This window comes from Enterococcus sp. S53 (assembly GCF_016516865.1).
Taxonomy (GTDB): Bacteria; Bacillota; Bacilli; order Lactobacillales; family Enterococcaceae; genus Enterococcus_D; species Enterococcus_D innesii.
The window spans coordinates 50,713-68,020 of sequence record NZ_JACVUH010000002.1 but is presented as its reverse complement, the minus strand read 5'-3'; the positions used below and the strand labels follow the sequence as shown (position 1 = coordinate 68,020).

The 17,308-nt window shown below is 39.5% G+C and carries 18 protein-coding genes and 1 pseudogene; all 19 read left to right on the top strand.

Features of this window, described 5'->3' with window-relative positions; genetic code table 11:
- Positions 1 to 894: 894 nt before the first annotated feature.
- The 19 genes and pseudogenes from IAE45_RS03310 to IAE45_RS03220 all read left to right on the top strand — a co-directional run bounded on the left by IAE45_RS03310 (position 895) and on the right by IAE45_RS03220 (position 17,192).
- On the top strand, positions 895 to 2,556 hold the full coding sequence (locus tag IAE45_RS03310; RefSeq protein WP_200124970.1) for a phosphoenolpyruvate carboxykinase (ATP): 1,662 nt from the start codon (positions 895 to 897) through the stop codon (positions 2,554 to 2,556).
- Between the two features lie 74 nt (positions 2,557 to 2,630).
- Complete coding sequence (locus tag IAE45_RS03305; RefSeq protein WP_200124967.1) at positions 2,631 to 3,059, top strand: VOC family protein; 429 nt, start codon at positions 2,631 to 2,633, stop codon at positions 3,057 to 3,059.
- A gap of 252 nt (positions 3,060 to 3,311) precedes the next feature.
- A pseudogene (locus IAE45_RS03300) lies at positions 3,312 to 3,704 on the top strand (prenyltransferase); the annotation flags it as partial.
- 109 nt (positions 3,705 to 3,813) lie between these two features.
- A complete protein-coding gene (locus IAE45_RS03295; protein WP_016611088.1) occupies positions 3,814 to 4,506 on the top strand; it encodes a response regulator transcription factor in 693 nt (230 codons plus the stop codon).
- A complete protein-coding gene (locus tag IAE45_RS03290) occupies positions 4,499 to 5,482 on the top strand; it encodes a sensor histidine kinase (RefSeq protein ID WP_200124965.1) in 984 nt (327 codons plus the stop codon). The genes IAE45_RS03295 and IAE45_RS03290 overlap by 8 nt, the downstream gene beginning before the upstream one ends.
- Before the next feature lie 93 nt (positions 5,483 to 5,575).
- Positions 5,576 to 6,334, top strand: coding sequence for an ABC transporter ATP-binding protein (locus tag IAE45_RS03285; protein ID WP_200124963.1), 759 nt, complete (start codon positions 5,576 to 5,578; stop codon positions 6,332 to 6,334).
- Positions 6,335 to 6,336: 2 nt separating this feature from the next.
- Positions 6,337 to 8,310, top strand: a complete 1,974-nt coding sequence (locus IAE45_RS03280) for an ABC transporter permease (RefSeq protein ID WP_200124961.1) — start codon at positions 6,337 to 6,339, stop codon at positions 8,308 to 8,310.
- A 320-nt stretch (positions 8,311 to 8,630) separates the two neighbouring features.
- Positions 8,631 to 9,323: a M23 family metallopeptidase gene (locus IAE45_RS03275; RefSeq protein ID WP_200124959.1), complete on the top strand. Its 693-nt coding sequence runs from the start codon at positions 8,631 to 8,633 to the stop codon at positions 9,321 to 9,323.
- Positions 9,324 to 9,457: 134 nt separating this feature from the next.
- Positions 9,458 to 9,994 carry a CDP-alcohol phosphatidyltransferase family protein gene (locus IAE45_RS03270; protein WP_200124957.1) on the top strand — a complete coding sequence of 179 codons (537 nt, stop codon included), beginning with the start codon at positions 9,458 to 9,460 and terminating at the stop codon, positions 9,992 to 9,994.
- A gap of 139 nt (positions 9,995 to 10,133) precedes the next feature.
- On the top strand, positions 10,134 to 11,117 hold the full coding sequence (locus IAE45_RS03265) for a serine hydrolase domain-containing protein (RefSeq protein ID WP_200124955.1): 984 nt from the start codon (positions 10,134 to 10,136) through the stop codon (positions 11,115 to 11,117).
- Positions 11,118 to 11,400: 283 nt separating this feature from the next.
- Entirely contained in the window at positions 11,401 to 11,748 is a 348-nt protein-coding gene (locus IAE45_RS03260; protein ID WP_170924087.1) for a hypothetical protein, read from the top strand.
- 171 nt (positions 11,749 to 11,919) lie between these two features.
- The gene (locus IAE45_RS03255) at positions 11,920 to 12,222 is read left to right on the top strand and encodes an antibiotic biosynthesis monooxygenase family protein (RefSeq protein ID WP_200124953.1); all 303 of its coding nucleotides are present in this window, start codon (positions 11,920 to 11,922) and stop codon (positions 12,220 to 12,222) included.
- Positions 12,223 to 12,281: 59 nt separating this feature from the next.
- Positions 12,282 to 12,770 (top strand): hypothetical protein, encoded by a 489-nt coding sequence (locus IAE45_RS03250; RefSeq protein ID WP_200124951.1) that lies wholly within the window; start codon positions 12,282 to 12,284, stop codon positions 12,768 to 12,770.
- Between the two features lie 323 nt (positions 12,771 to 13,093).
- Positions 13,094 to 13,591 (top strand): DUF3788 family protein, encoded by a 498-nt coding sequence (locus tag IAE45_RS03245; protein ID WP_200124949.1) that lies wholly within the window; start codon positions 13,094 to 13,096, stop codon positions 13,589 to 13,591.
- 6 nt (positions 13,592 to 13,597) lie between these two features.
- On the top strand, positions 13,598 to 14,089 hold the full coding sequence (locus IAE45_RS03240; protein WP_233618930.1) for a DUF3788 family protein: 492 nt from the start codon (positions 13,598 to 13,600) through the stop codon (positions 14,087 to 14,089).
- Positions 14,090 to 14,169: 80 nt separating this feature from the next.
- Positions 14,170 to 14,448, top strand: a complete 279-nt coding sequence (locus tag IAE45_RS19345; protein ID WP_369522135.1) for an ATP-binding protein — start codon at positions 14,170 to 14,172, stop codon at positions 14,446 to 14,448.
- Positions 14,449 to 14,680: 232 nt separating this feature from the next.
- Positions 14,681 to 15,463: a MerR family transcriptional regulator gene (locus IAE45_RS03230; protein ID WP_200124945.1), complete on the top strand. Its 783-nt coding sequence runs from the start codon at positions 14,681 to 14,683 to the stop codon at positions 15,461 to 15,463.
- Entirely contained in the window at positions 15,463 to 16,410 is a 948-nt protein-coding gene (locus IAE45_RS03225) for an ATP-binding cassette domain-containing protein (protein ID WP_200124943.1), read from the top strand. The genes IAE45_RS03230 and IAE45_RS03225 overlap by 1 nt, the downstream gene beginning before the upstream one ends.
- A complete protein-coding gene (locus tag IAE45_RS03220) occupies positions 16,407 to 17,192 on the top strand; it encodes an ABC transporter permease (protein ID WP_200124941.1) in 786 nt (261 codons plus the stop codon). Before IAE45_RS03225 ends, IAE45_RS03220 begins: the two co-directional genes overlap by 4 nt.
- Positions 17,193 to 17,308: the final 116 nt, after the last annotated feature.

The following is a 17,308-nucleotide window of genomic DNA, read 5'->3' as shown; positions in this document are numbered from 1 at the left end:
AAGAAATTCAAGCTGTTAAATTGCATTGATTAAATGTTGTTGTCGATTATCTATATTAAAACTTGTTTATGAAGTTTATAGTGGAAAAATGTATAAAAATTCGAGAAAGTTTATAGTTAAGATTTAGAACCCAAGATGAAAAACAGGAAATACTTATCAGTCATTTTATTTTGTTTATTTATTTCCTACATTTTTTTCTCACTTATAGATATAAGCTAAGAATATAAAGTTAGTTAATTACATATATTAAAGAAAAAATTTTGGTCAATACAATGGCTGTTGCTTATTGAGAACGAGGGGGAACTTGAGAAAAAAGCAATGCTTTCGAGTATTTTTCTACAGCGGGAGAATTTATTTTACTTATTTTGTAAATTGCTATGTAATCAGAAAAGGGTAGAACGAAATGAATTATTAACCTAACTAACCTAATCTTAACTAGTTATAATAGGTCTAATATAAAGTGTTACTACGATGATGTTAAGATTCGATATTTTTATTCTAGGCCTTTTAACAAATTTTTGATATGGACATCACAATAAGATGGATACAAAATCTTGAATCCGGCCTCATAAAAAACTCCATTAGGTGTATTTAGCGTTGTGATTATGGAAAAGGAAGATAAGGAGCTGCATTATAATCTTTCATGACCAATTGTTGTCAAAAGTTTAGATTTGCATGAGGGAAGGGAGAAAATTTTTCGATTCTCATTTATTTTGTTTGAGTTGCTGCTTAAATATTGTGGTGAAGCTTCAAATATGCAGACATCCAAATCCCTCAACATAAAGTTTGGTCGGCCATTAATATGTAAGCGTATAAAAAAATATGGCATGTGGTGATTAGAAAGTATTATAATAAACGTAGTGAATAGAAAATTTTTGTTAGGAGGGATTGCACATGGCAACGATTCGTGCATTTTCACACAAAGAGATTACACCGCAGAATACGCATTTGTCGAGTTTTAAAGTGTTGATAGAGTCAGCTTTTTATGGGAACAATGTCACTTGGATTGATGATCTAGCCACTGCTTATCACTTAGCAAAAGAATCTTCTGGCGCTATTCTTACGGATATGCCGGTCACCAACACCGAAGAGCTAGGTTTACCAGAGGATGCAAAAGTCATCGTGTTTAATGACGGGAAAGTAGTCGGGCGGACAGCAGCAGCTCGACGCATCATCGGACATCCCGGGATTGATCGAAAATTGTATGAAGGGATTTTAAGAGATGCTTTGTTTCAAGGGACACGTAAAAAATTTTATGGCAGTGAAGTTGTTGTAGGATTAGACGAAGCGTTTATGGTCAAAGCTCACCTGTTGTTACCAGAGCACTATGAAACCAATTTTTACTCTTATTTGTTGAATTTTCAATTGATGACGAAATCATGGGAGGAAAGGTATCAACGTTCCAAAGAATATCCAGAGACGGACATTTTTTTGTACGCTGATCCAGATTGGTCTCATCCTGATTTTCCTTATGGGCTGTCTCTCTTTGATCCTGAACACAATGTTGCGGCAGTCTTAGGCTTAAACTATTTTGGTGAATTGAAAAAAGCGACATTAACTTTGGCTTGGGCTACCGCGCATCGCAATGGCTTTGTGGCGTGTCATGGGGGAATGAAGCAATATCAGTTACCGAATCGAACATTTACGATGGCTGCTTTTGGTCTTTCAGGATCAGGAAAATCGACTATCACATTGGCGGAACATGATGGCAAATATGAGATCAAGGTTCTGCATGACGATGCATTTGTGATTAATCAAACAAATGGTGCGTCCACTGCTCTGGAGCCTTCTTATTTTGATAAAACGCAAGACTATCCATTAACCAACCCAAATGTCCGCTACTTTATCACCTGTCAAAATGTTGGGGTTACTTTGGACGAGGAAGGAAAAAAGGTCCTCGTGACCCAAGATATTCGTAACGGGAATGGCCGAACCGTCAAATCACGGTATGTCACACCCAATCGGGTGGATCATTTAGATTCACCGATCGATGCAGTATTTTGGATCATGAAAGATGACACGCTGCCTCCTGTAGTAAAAATTGACGATCCGATTTTAGCCGCTGTTTTTGGTTTGACCTTAGCTACGAAGCGTACGACAGCTGAACATGTTGTCGAGACCACGGATATAGATAAACTGGTCATCGAACCTTATGCCAATCCATTTAGAGTTTACCCTTTAGGAGAAGATTTTGCTCATTTCATGCACTTATTCAAAGAAAACCAAACGGCTTGTTATATTCTAAACACAGGCTTTTACAAAGGCAAGAAGGTCACGCCTGAGGTCACGCTGACATCGATTGAAATAATCGTAGAACATGAGGCTGAATTTAAAAATTTTGGCGGGATCACAGAGATGAGTTTCCTGCCAGTAACAGGCTTTGAAGTTGATTTTCAAGATGCCTCTTATGTTGCTTATTTAAGAGAGCGAATGCAAGGACGGCTGGACTTTATTTTGGCTCAAGAAACAGAAAATGACGGCTATAATAAGCTGCCTAAAGAAGTAGCAAAGGCAATGGAAAAGGTGATTTCTAAATTAAGTGAGCTTCCTAGTTAATTTAGTTGAGTCAATCTCCCGCAAGCGGCTTTTCTTCCTGAAACACTTATTTGGTTAGCCAGAAAGGAGCGATTATGAGCATTCAGTTTCACCATATCCAAATCACAGTCAATGATGTAAAAAAAGCAGAAGGCTTTTATGACCAATTATTTGCACTATTAGGTTTCGACCTTCAGAAGAAATATTCTGGGTATTTAGAACATGCCGAGATGGAAGTAGTAGAATATATAGGGGATTCATTTGATTTCGGTATTTGTTCCCCACGAAAAGAATGGAAGAACGAGAAAATCGATTCAAGAAAACCGGGCTCTATTCAGCATATGGCGTTTAAGGCGGAAAGCCGTGAAATAGTAGATGGGATCTTTCCCCAAATAAAAGCCTTAGGGGTAAAGATCCTTCACGATCGACCAATGGAGTACAAAGAGCGCATCGCCCCTAACTACTATGCCTTATTCTTTGAAAGCCCAGAAGGCATTCGTTTTGAACTATTTCATTATGCCTGATTCCTTAAACTAAAAGAGCGTGGCATGAACTTGTTGCGTGAACGTGTTCCTATTCAGGTGATCTTTCATTATGGGGTTCGAATGACCATGCGATATCAGAGACAAACTTTTTTCGAACCTGTCATCAGGAAAACTAGAACACTCTTTTTTAAAAGTACGTCTGTCTGGAAAAAACTATTTGTTTCCTAAAATTCATTTGGATAATTCAAAAACAGAAATCTAACTCGTGTGTTAAAAAACGTTCGAATTTTTATCATTGATGCCTTTCGATATACTCATGATCGTGAGCAGATGGAAACGCTTAAGCAAGCAATCGAATTTTTGCTTGCTCATTGGGAGATCCGGCAGCCAATCAGTCCTTGTCATTATGGGATGGGCACATTATTTATGCAGACAGAATATCCCTTTAGAGGGTACAATCTTTTTTATTATCTGTATGTCTTGTCTTTTTATCCTGCTGCCAGAAAAGACGCACGGTTTTTAGAGGCTTTGCAGCAGTTTGAATCAAAAGTTCAAAATGGCAATGTCATCGTAGAACGGGTCGTACCAAAACTGGGGAAACTGAATTTTTGTAAAAAAGGACAAATCAGTCCCTTTGCTACACAGCGTTACCAAGAAATCCTTGCTCGATTGGCAGAGGATTGAGGAAAAAACAGCCCTTTGAAAGTTTTCCCCCCATCTAGACGATTCTTTTTCTTTTCTGGTACACTGTCTGTAAAGAAGCAGTTGATTAAACAACAGAGGGGAGAAAGACATGCAAAAAATATATCTTGTTGAAGATGATGCAACGATCGTCTCTGTTTTAGCAGAATATTTGCAGCAGTGGGGGTACGAATGTGTTTCGGCGAAGAATTTTGCTAGTATCTTGCAAGAGTTTCATGAGATCAAACCGGATCTCGTTCTTTTAGATATTTCGCTGCCTTATTACAACGGGTATCATTGGTGCCAAGAAATTCGCAAGACGTCAGAAGTGCCGATCATTTTCCTTTCGTCGATGGATCAACAGATGAATCAGATCATGGCAATGAACATGGGGGCGGATGATTATTTAACAAAACCCTTTGATTTAGCCTTCGTTTTGGCAAAAATCCAAGCGTTGCTGCGGCGCAGCTATCAGTATAGCCACCAACAAGCGCTGACCTTTGAGATAGGGCAAGTAACCTTTTATCCCACAGAAAATGTATTAAAAAAACAGGGGGAACAGTTGCCACTGTCTCCAAATGAAGCTCGGATTCTTTCCTTGCTTTTGCAGCATCGAGGGAAGATCGTAGCCAAAGAGACCATCATTGAAATGCTCTGGAATAGTGAAGAGTTCATCGATAACAATACATTAGCAGTCAATATGACTCGCTTGCGAAAAAAATTGAGCCAGATCGAACTATCCGATTTGATCCAGACGGTAAAGAATAAAGGGTATTTGATCGAAAAGGAACACGCCTATGACTAACGTGAAAGAATATTTCGTGCTTTATGGAAAGTTTTATCTCGTTTACCTGCTATTTAGTACGGGCTTATTTGGGCTATTCTTTCTCCATAGCCTTTCATTGGAGCCCTTCATTGACTATGTGGTCTTTTCAGGGGTGATCTTAGGGGGACTTTCCCTTTTTCATTATTTTCGTTACGCACAAAAAAGAAAGCAGCTACAGCATTTATTAAGAAAAGAACGTATGACGGAAGCGGCGTTGGCGTTCTTGCCTGCCAATCGAAATCGTTTAGAAGACGAATACCAAGCCCTTCTAAGGCAGCTGGCAAAAGAAAAAACGCTGTCCGATTACAAAGCAACCATGAAAAATGAAGAAATTTATGAAGATTTCGGTTTGTGGCTTCATCAAATCAAAACGCCTCTAGCGGCGCTAGATCTTTTGGTGCAAAGCGATTCGTTGTCACCGACGGAGGTCAAAGCGGAATTATTTAAGGTGAATGATTACTTGCAAATGATGTTGAATTATTTACGACAAAATTTAGCGAATGAAGATTTTGTCTTCGAGTCGATTGCTTTAGCGCCCCTCGTTCGTCAAACGATCAAAAAGTATGCCTTGTTTTTCTCGAAAAAGAATCTGCAACTGGATATGGCGGTGGATTTAACGGTGACATCCGATCGAAAGTGGCTTGTTTTTATTTTTGAACAGGTTCTTTTCAACAGCTTGAAGTATACCGAAACCGGTGGCATCACTGTTTTCACTAAAGACAATGCCTTGGTGATTCAAGATAGCGGCATTGGTATTCGTAAGGAAGACTTGCCAAGGGTGTTTGAGAAAGGATATACGGGACAAAATGGTCGCTTTCAGCAACGAGCGAGCGGGCTAGGCTTATATATGAGTCAACAAGCGGCTGAAAAAATCGGCTGCCGTTTATCGATTGATTCTGAAGTAGGACAGGGAACCATTGTCACGCTTCGTTTTCCCACCACAAATAACCGATAGCCGCAAACTTTCAACACTGTAAGTTTGCGGTTTTTATTGTAAGTCGCTTTTTTCTGCCACTCAGCTTATTCTAAAAAGGAAGGAGGGAACAAGATGACACTTTTAAACATTCAACAAGTAAAAAAAATCTATCAAAGCCAGCTGAACGGACAACCCGTTGAAGCGTTGAAAAACATTACCTTTATGGTAGAAGAAGGGGAATATGTCGCTATCATGGGGGAATCAGGTTCGGGAAAGAGTACGTTGCTGAACTTGATGGCGACGTTAGACCAACCGACAGCGGGGGAAATGCAGCTGAATGGCATCGATCTGACCACGATCAAGGAAAAAGACGCAGCGAGTTTTCGACGGGATCACTTAGGCTTTGTTTTTCAAGACTTTAATTTGTTGGACACCTTTTCGGTAAAGGACAATATTTTGTTGCCATTAGTTTTATCGAAAGTTTCCTTCAAACAAATGGAAAAGCAGCTTCAGCCCATCGTACAAACTTTAGGGATCGCCGATTTATTGCAGCACTATCCGTATGAATTGTCTGGCGGACAAAAGCAACGGGTCGCCGTCGCACGAGCGATCATCACAAAACCAGAACTGCTTTTAGCAGATGAGCCAACCGGAGCGCTGGATTCGAAAACCTCTGATCAACTGCTGACATTATTTCAACAGATCAATCAAAATGGACAGACGATCGTGATGGTCACTCACAGTTCGATCGCAGCCAGTCGCGCACAACGCGTCTTGTTTATCAAAGACGGGTATGTGTTTCACCAGCTGTATCGAGGGGATCGCAGCAATACCGCTTTTCTAGAAGCAATCGCCGAAACAATGACTGCTGTCTTTGCAAAGGAGGAGTAACGATGTTCTTTCAAAAAATCGCCTTCTCCAATTTGCGTAAAAATGCTAAAGCTTACACACCCTTTTTATTATCTATGATTTTCTTGGTGGCTGTTTTGATGATGACGCAAATCATCGTGAACAATCCAGGAATGAAGGAACTTCCTAGTAGTCAAAGCGCCATCTTCATGTTTCGTTTAGGAAATATCATCCTCATGATTTTTGCGGCGATCTTTTCCTTTTACACCAATAACTTTTTGATCAAACAGCGAAAAAAAGAATTTGGTCTCTACAATGTTTTAGGACTAGGAAAACGTGAGATAGCCTTCGTGGTCTTTTGGGAACTCTTTTACAGTTTTCTCATTAGCCTTGCCGCCGGATTGATCAGTGGCTTATTGTTTGCACGATTAGGATTTTTGATTTTGAAGAAAATATTAGCTGTAGGCGAGTTCTTTGTTTTTAAACTGTCATTTGAGAGTATTGGCTTGGTGATCCTGTATTTTATATTCATCTTTGGGTGTTTATTTTTATTTGACCTGTTGCAAGTACGCAAAACCAACCCACTTCAACTGCTACAGGGAAGCAAACGTAATGAAAAAGAGCCTCGTGCGAAAGGCATTTTAGCACTTTTGGGTGTCCTTTGTTTAGTAGCAGGATATACGATTTCTGTGACAATCAAGTCTCCCATCAGTGCCTTAGGGCTCTTCTTTGTCGCAGTTATCCTCGTGATTTTAGCCACCTATCTGTTGTTTATTGCTGGCAGTATCAAAGCATTGCAGTTTTTAAGAAAACGAACGACCTATTATTATCAAACGAACCATTTTATCAATGTCTCTACCATGTTGTATCGGATGAAACAAAATGCGGCTGGTTTAGCGAGTATCTGTATCTTATCAACGATGGTGTTAGTGACCGTTGCTACGACCGCCAGTCTTTATTTTGGACAAAAGAATGTGATCGACACCCGTTATCCGTACGATGTTCAAATTGAATCAGCAGCTGATTCCCAGCAAATCAACACAGCGATTGATGGACTTGAAGAGAAGCTAACGATCAAAGAGCGCCAACAAGTCACTACAACAAGACCGTTGCTTTTTACCTTTGAGGAACCAACTTTTGTTCCCTCAACCACTTTTGAAGAAAATAGCGGTAGCTTAGATAAAGCCGTGTATCTTATTTTTCTTACCAGTTCTGAATACCATGAAATCACCGGGAAAACAGGACCCGCTGAAGATGAATTATTCGTTTTTCCGGCAACCTGGACGCAAAAAGCATTACCAGAAAAGACGACGATCGATGATCGTCAATTTCGCTTGCGGGAATTGAAAGAACTGCCAACATTCACGAAAACAGAAAACCCCGTTCAGCATCTTGTTCTCGTGGCGGATGATCAGTGGCTTGCCGAAAAGCTAAGCGCTTGGTATCAAAACGAAGATTTCCAGCTTTACCAGCAACCAGTAACAACAACAGTCTTCAATTTTCAAACAGCAGAAGCAAGCGATCGTGAAATCATCGCAAAAGAGATTCGCAGCGAACTTCTGGCAGCAGATGCTCATGCGAGCGTTCAGTCAAAAGATCTTTTTGAAGATGAGACAAAAACCTTTACTGGTGGTTTTTTCTTCTTAGGCTTGATTTTTGGTGTGATCTTTATTTTAGCTGCCGCGTTGATCATTTATTATAAACAAGTCTCCGAAGGAATGGAGGACAAAGAACGTTTCGAGATCTTGCAAAAAGTTGGGTTAAGCCATAAGGAAGTCAAACAAGTGATCCAGCAGCAAGTCTTGATGATCTTCTCGTTTCCTTTAGCTGCTGCGATCATCCATTTAGCGTTTGCTTTTCCGATGATTCAGAAGTTGTTGCTTCTTTTTGGTCTAACAGATCGCAACTTATTGATTACGGTATCGATTATTTCTGTCCTATTGTTTACAATGATTTATCTGCTGGTGTATTTCATCACCGCAAGGGTCTACTATCGATTGGTGGAGCGCAAACAGTAGAAGATGGACAAACGCTATTTTGTCAGATGATAGCTGGATGGATTAGCCGTCACCGACAGGAGCTACAAAAATAAAATGTAAGAACACCCCATTCGTGAAGCGACGCTCAAGAGTTAGAATTTTTGGTCTAACATTTTGGAATTGCTACATGATTGAGGTGTTTTTTTGATAACACGCCCGTTAGCCCACTTTTTTAGAGTTGAAAAAAAGCCTTAGGTGACCTATAGTGAAAAGGAGTAAAGCGCAGGTGTAGAGTGCCGTGCGGATGATAGTCATTTCCAAATAAAAGGGATCATGTGAGCCAAAAAGGAGAAAGCCTTATGAAAGAGCAGCCGATAACCATTGGATTCCCCTTAAGAGGTGAGTGGCTTGCGCCGACTACACCAGCCGAAAAGATTCCTAGCCATGGTACCGATCGAATGGGGTTGCGTTATTCCTTTGATTTTTTACAAGTTAATTTTGAGGGGAAAACCAAGGCTTTTCATGATCGAAGCTTTCTGCGCTATTTCTTCTTAGGGGTTCCGCTGGAGAGCTGTTATTGTTGGGGCGAAAAAATCTATGCACCTTGTGATGGCGAAGTAATTGTTGCAAGAGATGGCTATCGGGAACGGAAAATCGTTCACTGGATCAGAGACTTTTCGATCGCTGTAAAAAATGGTTTGTTTTATAATGAACACAAAGATGATTATCAACAAATAGCTGGCAACTACATTGTGATAAAAGCTTCTGAGGGCGTTTATATGGCATTTGTCCATCTGCAAAAAGGATCTGTCACTGTTTCCGTACGACAAAACATCACCAAAGGGATGGTGATCGGAAACGTCGGCCATTCAGGAAATTCGACTTCGCCTCATCTGCATTTTCAAGTGATGGACACCAGTGATATCGCTCATGCAAAAGGGCTTCCTTGTCGTTTTGAAGAATACGAGGTTTACCGAGAAGGACGATGGATAAAGGTTTGGAATCAGATGCCAGATAGTACAGAACGGATAAGATTTTTGCAGGAGCATTAGGGACAAGCTGTGAAACATTCATAGGGGGCATCGCCGAAATGATTAGAAGAAAGAACATTTAAACGTTTCTGAGCTTCTTTAAAAAATTTGCAACAATCTTAAGTATTCAGAAAATGTATCTCTGGGGGAAACAAATGAAGCAATTACCCAATATCCTTACCACTTCTCGACTGATTCTATCACCACTTTTACTATTCCTTCAGCCAATGTCTGGCTGGTTTTGGCTGCTCTATTCCTATTGTTTTTTAAGTGACCTTGTCGATGGGCTGCTTGCAGGAAGGATGAAGCTCACCAGTGAGGTCGGTGCCTTACTAGACAGTTTCGCAGATGTCAGCTTTTTTCTCGCCGTTTTTCTTTCTTTACTACCTCGGCTTCTGGAAACCCAAGCAATCATGGTTTGGATCTTGGTGATCGCTATCATCCGTTTCGTCAGTTATCTGATTGGCTATATAAAATATCGGTCTTTTGGCAGTCTGCATACATGGCTTAACAAAGCAGTCGGATTTCTTTTATGTATTTTCCCGTTGTTGCTCATCATGTTCCATGAAAAAATTGTTGTCTTGATTTTGGGGATCATCGCCACTATTTCCGCATTAGAAGAATTACTGATAACGATCCTCTCAAAAAATCTGGATAGAAATCAAAAATCGATATTCGAAAGCTTTAAGTAAGGTACCTCTATCATTGAGGGCCTTTTTTGCTTATTCAAAGCTAACAGTCTTTTAAAAGATTCGTTAAAAACAATTTTAAAAATAACGTTGAAAACCATTTTTAATGGCCTTATGCTTATCTTTAAAGGGAGGCTTACAAATGATTAGACAAGAACTGCATGCATGTATCAGTAAAAACCAGCCCAATATTTGCCAAATTTCTGCCTACCAAAATGGAAAGGAAGTTTACTCGGATGAATGGCATGAGTATAAGCCAGAGGACACTTGCCACTTTATGTCCGCTACGAAAAGTATCGTTTCTCTACTAGTCGGGATAGCGATCGATCAAGGCTTCATCAGGAGTGTCAATGACAAAGTCCTCGATTATTTTCCAGACTATCAAGTAAAACGGGGCGAAAAAACGATTTACGACATTACCATCAAACACCTATTAACGATGCGAGCACCGTATAAATGCAAAGGTGATCCATGGACAAAGGTTTGCTCGAGTGATGACTGGACCAGCGCCTCCCTTGATTTATTGGGAGGAAGAAAAGGAGTGACAAATGAATTCAATTATCAAACCGTTTGTCTGCAGATCCTCACTGGTTTGTTAGCGAAAGCTTCTGGAATGACGACTGTTGATTATGCGAACCATTATTTATTTCGACCTCTTGGCGTAGCCGAAATGACCAGCTATTATGCGGAAACGGCAGAAGAGCATAAGTACTTTACGATGGACAAGGCACCAAAAAAACCAGTTTGGTTTTGCGATCCTTTAAATATTGGCACTGCAGGTTACGGGCTTTGTCTTTCAGCAAAAGATTTAGCCAAAATCGGTGAGCTATGCTTGAACCATGGCATCCATCAAGGAAAACAAGTGATTTCCTCACAATGGCTCACTGAAATGGTCAATCCGCTAGAGACAAACATAGAGAAATTTCAAAACATGAGTTATGGATATTTGTGGTGGATCTTGGATACTGAGAAAAGCTCCTATGCCGCCATCGGCAATAGTGGAAATGTCCTTTATATCGATCTCGAATCAGAGATTGTTATCGCCATTACGGCTTATTTTAAGCCAACTGTCTTTGATCGAATCGACTTTATCGAGACAGATCTTAAACCATTTCTATTTCAATAACGAGCAATAAGTAAAAGCAGTCCGCTGTCATAAGCCGACTGCTTTATTGTAGGTAACAGCTTTAAGAATCCTTTCTTGATCGCGACAAGCAGAGACCTATTGAGAAAAGTTGGCTACTCGTTTTATGAATTTATAATCTAGCATTTTGGTACCACATATAGGTGGCTAAATGAATAATAAACGGAAGATAAATAAGAAATGAATAAAATGACCAAACAATCACTGGCGTAAACTTGGTATACTATAGTTGAGAAGAAAATCACAAGCGAAAGGAGCGGTAGGAGTGTTTTCAGAAATCAGTATCTATCAAGTGAAACCAAGTGAAGTCGATACCTTTGAAGCAATCATGCAAGAAGCAACAGAGGCAATGAAGGTCATGGAGGGAGCTATGTTCTTTCGATTAATGAAACGAACCCACTACATTAAAGAAATGAGCACCATCAAGGAAGGGCGCCTGCCTGATCCATTGACAAGAGTCATAAAATGTGTGAAATATGCCCACTATTGGGAGTTTGATACCGAAGAAAACTATGGTAAAGCTCAAAAAAGGTTGTATGAAAGTTATTGGAAAGCAATGGAGAAATGTTTGATCGTTCCCCACGACAAGCTATTGGGGGAAGTTGTTGGGTGATCGTTTCCGTATCGAAGGCTCTCCAGTTGAACGGACTTTTCGTTGCAACTGTCTAGAGATTACAAGTGGAAATACAACAGGACGTTAAAAAGTCATTTGAAGGTTGAATCGACAACTATTCGTTTTTTAAGTGCTCTATTTCTTGAGGGAATCAGAAAGGAGGGGAACACGATGGCACAGGTTGCTTTTCATAACTCATACAAATTAAAAAAGGGTGTTTCAACAGCGGAATTTGTTCGTGTTGTTGAACAATTAAACCGAGAATACATTTCCAAACAAAGAGGATACCTTTCTTTTGAATTATTCGTAGATGGAGAAACTTGGGCGGACATCACCAAGTTCGAAACGAAAGAAGATGCGGAAGCATTTGCCCGATGCGGCACGCCAAATGCCTTTGCACAAGAGTTTTATTCGTTCATCAATTTAAACAGTTGTCGCTCTCATCTATATACGATTGAAAAAACGTTCAAATAACTTAGCCACCATGGAAAGAACAGCGCAAAAAACAATTCATATGAAAAGAGGAACTTCTTATGACAAAAACAGCAGAATGGTATCAAGGGAAAGCCGGTCGGGCAGAACATTTGGTCTATTTAAATAAGGAAGCCCAAGAGCTTGAGAAACTGATTCAAGGTGACAAAACAATGATCATTCGGGGGGCAGCCGGAAGAAAATCACCTTTAGGAGGAAGAGCCAAAATCAACGATCTTGTTTATTTTGTGGAGACCGGCGGCGATTTGACCATCACTCATCGAGGCATCCTTGCCAACGTGACTGAATCTGAAAAGATGACGAAAGAAGAATCCATAGATTTTGTAAAACGCTATGAAAAAGAGTTGAATTTATCGAAAAAACAAGTCGATCGTTGGGCAGGGAAAAAGTATCTAGCGGTCTATGAAATCGCTGAATTAGAAGAAATAACACCATTTCAGTACAATCGAGAAAAAAATATGGATGATTGGGTCATCACTGATGATATCAATAAGATTAAATTAGCATGCAGTGGCTTGCTGGAGCGTTAGGTAATCAAGATACGATTTAACGACGTTTGAAAAAGAGCGCATTACTCTTTTGGATACGCTACCATCAAAATGAAAAATGATTCTACAAAGAAAGATACAAGTGGTCAACGAACGAAAGAACTTGGATTTTTACATATTTGAATATCAGCGTTTTTATTCTTTCAGAACCTTATATTAAGAGTGCTCAAAGAAGCCTATGCAACAGCTGATTTGCCAAATTTATGTAAACAGGACTGGGTTGCTTATTTTGTACTGTAGTATTATCAACATTTAGTGGGAAGGATTTTTTGAAAACTATGAACTTTTCAAAAGGAGGTTTGCAAATGAGTAAAGAAATAAAATCATATGATGAGGTTAAAACCATGCTTGGATCAGCAAGTGAGGCTTGGGAAATGTTAGTCGGATATATCCGAAACTATTATATAATGGATGAGTTATGGGCTGAAGGAAATCCTAATCATAAGCACTATCACAATTTGCGTTTTAGGCGGGGTGGTAAGACATTGATTACTCTCTCAATTCGTCAAAGATATTTTATCGCTTGTATTGTTCTAGGTAAAAGGGAAAGAGAGACATTTGAAGAAGAACGGGAACTGTTAAGTAAAAAAGTAAGTTATAGATATGATCAAGCCAAAACTTACCATGACGGTAAATGGCTTGGTTTTGATATCTATGATAACTCGCTTTGTGAAGATATCATTCGCTTGCTTTCTATAAAGCGTAAACCTAATCGTAAAATATTACCTGATGACAGGGACAAGTCTGGCCAACTAGATTTAGGGATGTCACACGAAGAGATTACAACCTGTCTTTTTCAATAATTAAATATGAATACAGTAAAGGAGTTGAGTGAACGGATGGAAGGCAAAGAGCAATTGTTTCGAGACAGAAACGTGAAACCAACAGAGCAGCTGATTGCAGAATCTCTGGGTGAAGGATATGTCATTTATCAACGTTTTATCGAAACCTTTGAAAACGAGGGCATCTCTCTTATGGGTTGGCGCTATTACCAAGATGGAAAAGCGTGGTTGTCCAAAGGCGAATACAAATGGACAACGACTCGTGGAACGAATAAAGTGAAACCGATTTTTTGGCTCTCGATGTGGGAGGGTTTCTTCAAAGTTTCCTTTCACTTTAGCGAGAAAGTCCGAACACAGTTATTGTCTTTACCAATCAGTGAAGAAACAAAAGAAAGCATTCATAAGGCGCCAACTAATGGCACGAAAATGAAGTTTTTCTCTGTGATTTTTGATGTTGCTAGTGATAGTCCTTTGAATGATATTTATGTTTTAGTCAATTTCAGAAAATCATTTATCTAAAGGGATTCGGAGATAACGAAGAAAGTAAGGTAAGGTTTTACTGATCGTTGCTGTAGAGGTTACTCTTTATAGAATGAGGGATTACCGTTTTAAGTAATGTTATTAAGTATACTGATGGGGATTTGGAAATAACTTTGTCTGAAGAAGGTGAAATCGTTTTTTGCAATACAGCGAAGGAGCTAGATCAGGTTCAAGTGGCGCAACTCTTTCATCGTTTTTATACAGTAGATACTACTAGGAAATCAACTGGCTTGGGTTTGGCCATATCACGATCACTTATTGAAGAGATGAATGGAACCATTATGGCTAATTATGAAAATAGTCGCTTGAGCATTCGGTTGCTACTTCCGGATAGATGATTTAATGAACAAGCATAAAGGATATCCATACGTATATTTGAAAGACGTTTCTTTTAAAAGGAGACGTCTTTTTTAGGTTAAAAGCTGGAACAGACATTTCCGTTTTTACTAGTTGATGAGATTTGCATAGAGAAGAAAAAATGCTGATAAGATAGCTTGTTCATAACGTTAGGTCATGAGCTATACTGAACACAAGAAGAGCGTAATGCAAATGAGAGGAGCAAAATCAAAGATGGATGAAAAAAGCAATGGGATTCCTCATGGCTATATGACAGTAGGTCAATTGGCAAAAAAAATGGACGTAACGGTGCGAACACTTCAATATTATGACAAGCGAGGGATTCTGATGCCTTCCTCAGTGAGTGAAGGGGGCCGACGACTTTATACAGACAAAGACTTCGTAAAGTTGCACCAAATTCTATCGTTAAAATATTTAGGATTCTCTCTGGAGCAAATCAAACAAGTATTGCCAACGATGAGCAATCCAGAAGAGGTGTCCAGTATTCTTGTCAAACAAATAAAGCAGTTGAGAGAAAAAATCAGTTCTTTAACAGATAGTTTAGAAGCATTGGAAGCGTTTGCTCAGGAAGTAACAACGATGGAAAAAGTAGACTGGGCTGCCTATGCAGACATTATCATGTTGTTGCAATCAAACAGTGAGTTGTATTGGACGAGAAAACATTTTTCTGAAAAAGTAACGACACAAGTTGCGAATTTATATGAAGCAGAGATTGGCGATTTGGTTCAAGAACAAAATCTTCTACTGGAAGAAGCGGAACAATTGCATCTTGCCGGTGTTGCTCCTGACAGCACGCAAGGACAACGATTTGCTCAACGTTTTTGGCAAGTAGTGATGCAGATCGTTGGTGATAATACGCATTTACTCAATGAGTTTGCGGATATCGCTACTAAATACGGCGACAAAAAGTGGAAAGCGAAACAGTCGTTTATCGAGAAGGCTCTAGATTTCTACTTAAGAAACAATCAGGAACAAGTAGAAAGAGGTGAAATATGATGAAAAATAATCGACTTCCAGCTGTTGTGGTGAAAGACTTAAAAAAGACCTTTCAGAGGCAGCAAGTGTTAAAAGGGGTCTCATTTACCGTTGAAAGCGGGAGTATTTTTGCGCTGCTAGGCTCAAATGGTGCCGGAAAAAAGACCATTGTGAACATCCTTTCGACGCTTAAAACCATGGATAGTGGTTGTGTAATGATCAACCAATATGATGTCGTAAAACAACCCAATGAAGTGAGGCGACATATTACGTTGACGGGACAATACACTACAGTGGATGAGTTATTGTCGGGTCGCGAAAATTTGTATTTGATTGGAGAATTGCGAAACTTACCCCATAAAAAAACAGAAGTTACCGCTTTGTTGGAGCTGTTTTCATTGCAAGACGCCGCGGATCGGTTAGTTGCCACTTATTCTGGTGGAATGCGACGTAGATTGGATATTGCTATGAGTTTGATGGGCCAAGCATCGGTTGTTTTCTTAGATGAACCGACAACTGGATTAGATCCCCAAAACCGGCTTGAGATGTGGAGAATCATTCGAGAAATGGCTGCTCAAGGAACCACAGTTTTTCTGACGACCCAATATTTGCATGAAGCGGAGATTTTGGCAGATCAAATAGCGATATTGCATGATGGCGTAATTCTTGCAAAGGGAACACCAGCAACGCTGAAACAGGTTTTACCACAGGGAATCATAAACCTTCAAGTAAGGAATGAAGCAGATGAAAAAAAGGTTATGGAGTTATTGAAGAATTATCCACTTCGGAAATGTAGTTATGAACATGGAATAGAAGTTCAGACGGATGGAACTCTGCAACAACTCGAAGAGGTTTTACATCAGCTCAATAAAGAGAGTATTATTTTGGAAGCTTTTACACCCAAGCAACCAACAATAGAAGACGCTTTTTTCGCCTTAATTGGAGAAAAACAGGAGGAATCGGTATGAGTGTGAAAAATTCTAATCAGTCACTGTATAGAGCTACGAAAACATTAGTTATACGAAACCTAAAATTTTCCTTTCGAACGCCTGGAACTTTTGCTCTAGCACTTGTCATGCCAGCTTCAATGTTGGTTGTCTTTGTCTATGCGTTTGGCGGAGCGATGAATGTAGGAGAGGGGAACTTTATTGATTATATCGTTCCTGGAATTATTTTAGTAACGATTGGTCAATTCGCGCCATCTGTTTCAGTTCGTTTAAGTAACGATATGACAAATGGGATCATTGATCGATTTCGAACGTTGCCGATTTCAAATGCGTCAATTCTGCTTGCTCACGTCACATCTTCGATTTTACAAAACGTATTCACGGTAACGATAACAATGGGTACGGCTATTTTGTTAGGATTTAGACCAACAGCAAATTTTAAGGCTTGGATGATTATCATCTTGTTAATGATTTTGTATATTAAGATGATCATGTGGCTAGCTACTTTAAATGGTATTTTGGCGAAAACACCTGAGAGTTCTTCTGACTTAATGTTGCTGATTAGTGCGTTACCTTTTTTAAGTTCTGCTTTTGTCCCGACCGATACGATGCCTCCTCTTCTAAGGATATTTGCTGAAAACCAACCGATGACCCCTATTCTAGATAGCCTTCGATCACTGCTACTGAGCGAGGATTTGCCAACAAGAACAATACAAATGGCATTTTTTTGGGGGATTGGGCTGACAATCTTGTTTGGCTGCTCATCGATAATTATGTATAAAATAAAGATGAAACGAGACTGAGAGTTAATATGTTATGTAGACAAGTAGTTCCTTTATTATTAATGAAAGTGATATTTATTAGAAAGGAGCAGTTGTTTCGGACTGTCTTATATTTAGCAAGAAATTCAAAGCATATA

Excerpts from the sequence above, each read along its gene's own strand:
- IAE45_RS03220 (WP_200124941.1), top strand. The coding sequence starts at position 16,407 with ATGAGTGTGAAAAATTCTAATCAGTCACTGTATAGAGCTACGAAAACA.
- IAE45_RS03230 (WP_200124945.1), top strand. The coding sequence starts at position 14,681 with ATGGATGAAAAAAGCAATGGGATTCCTCATGGCTATATGACAGTAGGT.
- IAE45_RS03255 (WP_200124953.1), top strand. The coding sequence starts at position 11,920 with ATGGCACAGGTTGCTTTTCATAACTCATACAAATTAAAAAAGGGTGTT.
- IAE45_RS03275 (WP_200124959.1), top strand. The coding sequence starts at position 8,631 with ATGAAAGAGCAGCCGATAACCATTGGATTCCCCTTAAGAGGTGAGTGG.
- IAE45_RS03250 (WP_200124951.1), top strand. The coding sequence starts at position 12,282 with ATGACAAAAACAGCAGAATGGTATCAAGGGAAAGCCGGTCGGGCAGAA.
- IAE45_RS03240 (WP_233618930.1), top strand. The coding sequence starts at position 13,598 with ATGAATACAGTAAAGGAGTTGAGTGAACGGATGGAAGGCAAAGAGCAA.
- IAE45_RS03265 (WP_200124955.1), top strand. The coding sequence starts at position 10,134 with ATGATTAGACAAGAACTGCATGCATGTATCAGTAAAAACCAGCCCAAT.
- IAE45_RS03245 (WP_200124949.1), top strand. The coding sequence starts at position 13,094 with ATGAGTAAAGAAATAAAATCATATGATGAGGTTAAAACCATGCTTGGA.
- IAE45_RS03280 (WP_200124961.1), top strand. The coding sequence starts at position 6,337 with ATGTTCTTTCAAAAAATCGCCTTCTCCAATTTGCGTAAAAATGCTAAA.
- IAE45_RS03285 (WP_200124963.1), top strand. The coding sequence starts at position 5,576 with ATGACACTTTTAAACATTCAACAAGTAAAAAAAATCTATCAAAGCCAG.
- IAE45_RS03305 (WP_200124967.1), top strand. The coding sequence starts at position 2,631 with ATGAGCATTCAGTTTCACCATATCCAAATCACAGTCAATGATGTAAAA.
- IAE45_RS03270 (WP_200124957.1), top strand. The coding sequence starts at position 9,458 with ATGAAGCAATTACCCAATATCCTTACCACTTCTCGACTGATTCTATCA.
- IAE45_RS03225 (WP_200124943.1), top strand. The coding sequence starts at position 15,463 with ATGAAAAATAATCGACTTCCAGCTGTTGTGGTGAAAGACTTAAAAAAG.
- IAE45_RS03295 (WP_016611088.1), top strand. The coding sequence starts at position 3,814 with ATGCAAAAAATATATCTTGTTGAAGATGATGCAACGATCGTCTCTGTT.
- IAE45_RS03290 (WP_200124965.1), top strand. The coding sequence starts at position 4,499 with ATGACTAACGTGAAAGAATATTTCGTGCTTTATGGAAAGTTTTATCTC.
- IAE45_RS03310 (WP_200124970.1), top strand. The coding sequence starts at position 895 with ATGGCAACGATTCGTGCATTTTCACACAAAGAGATTACACCGCAGAAT.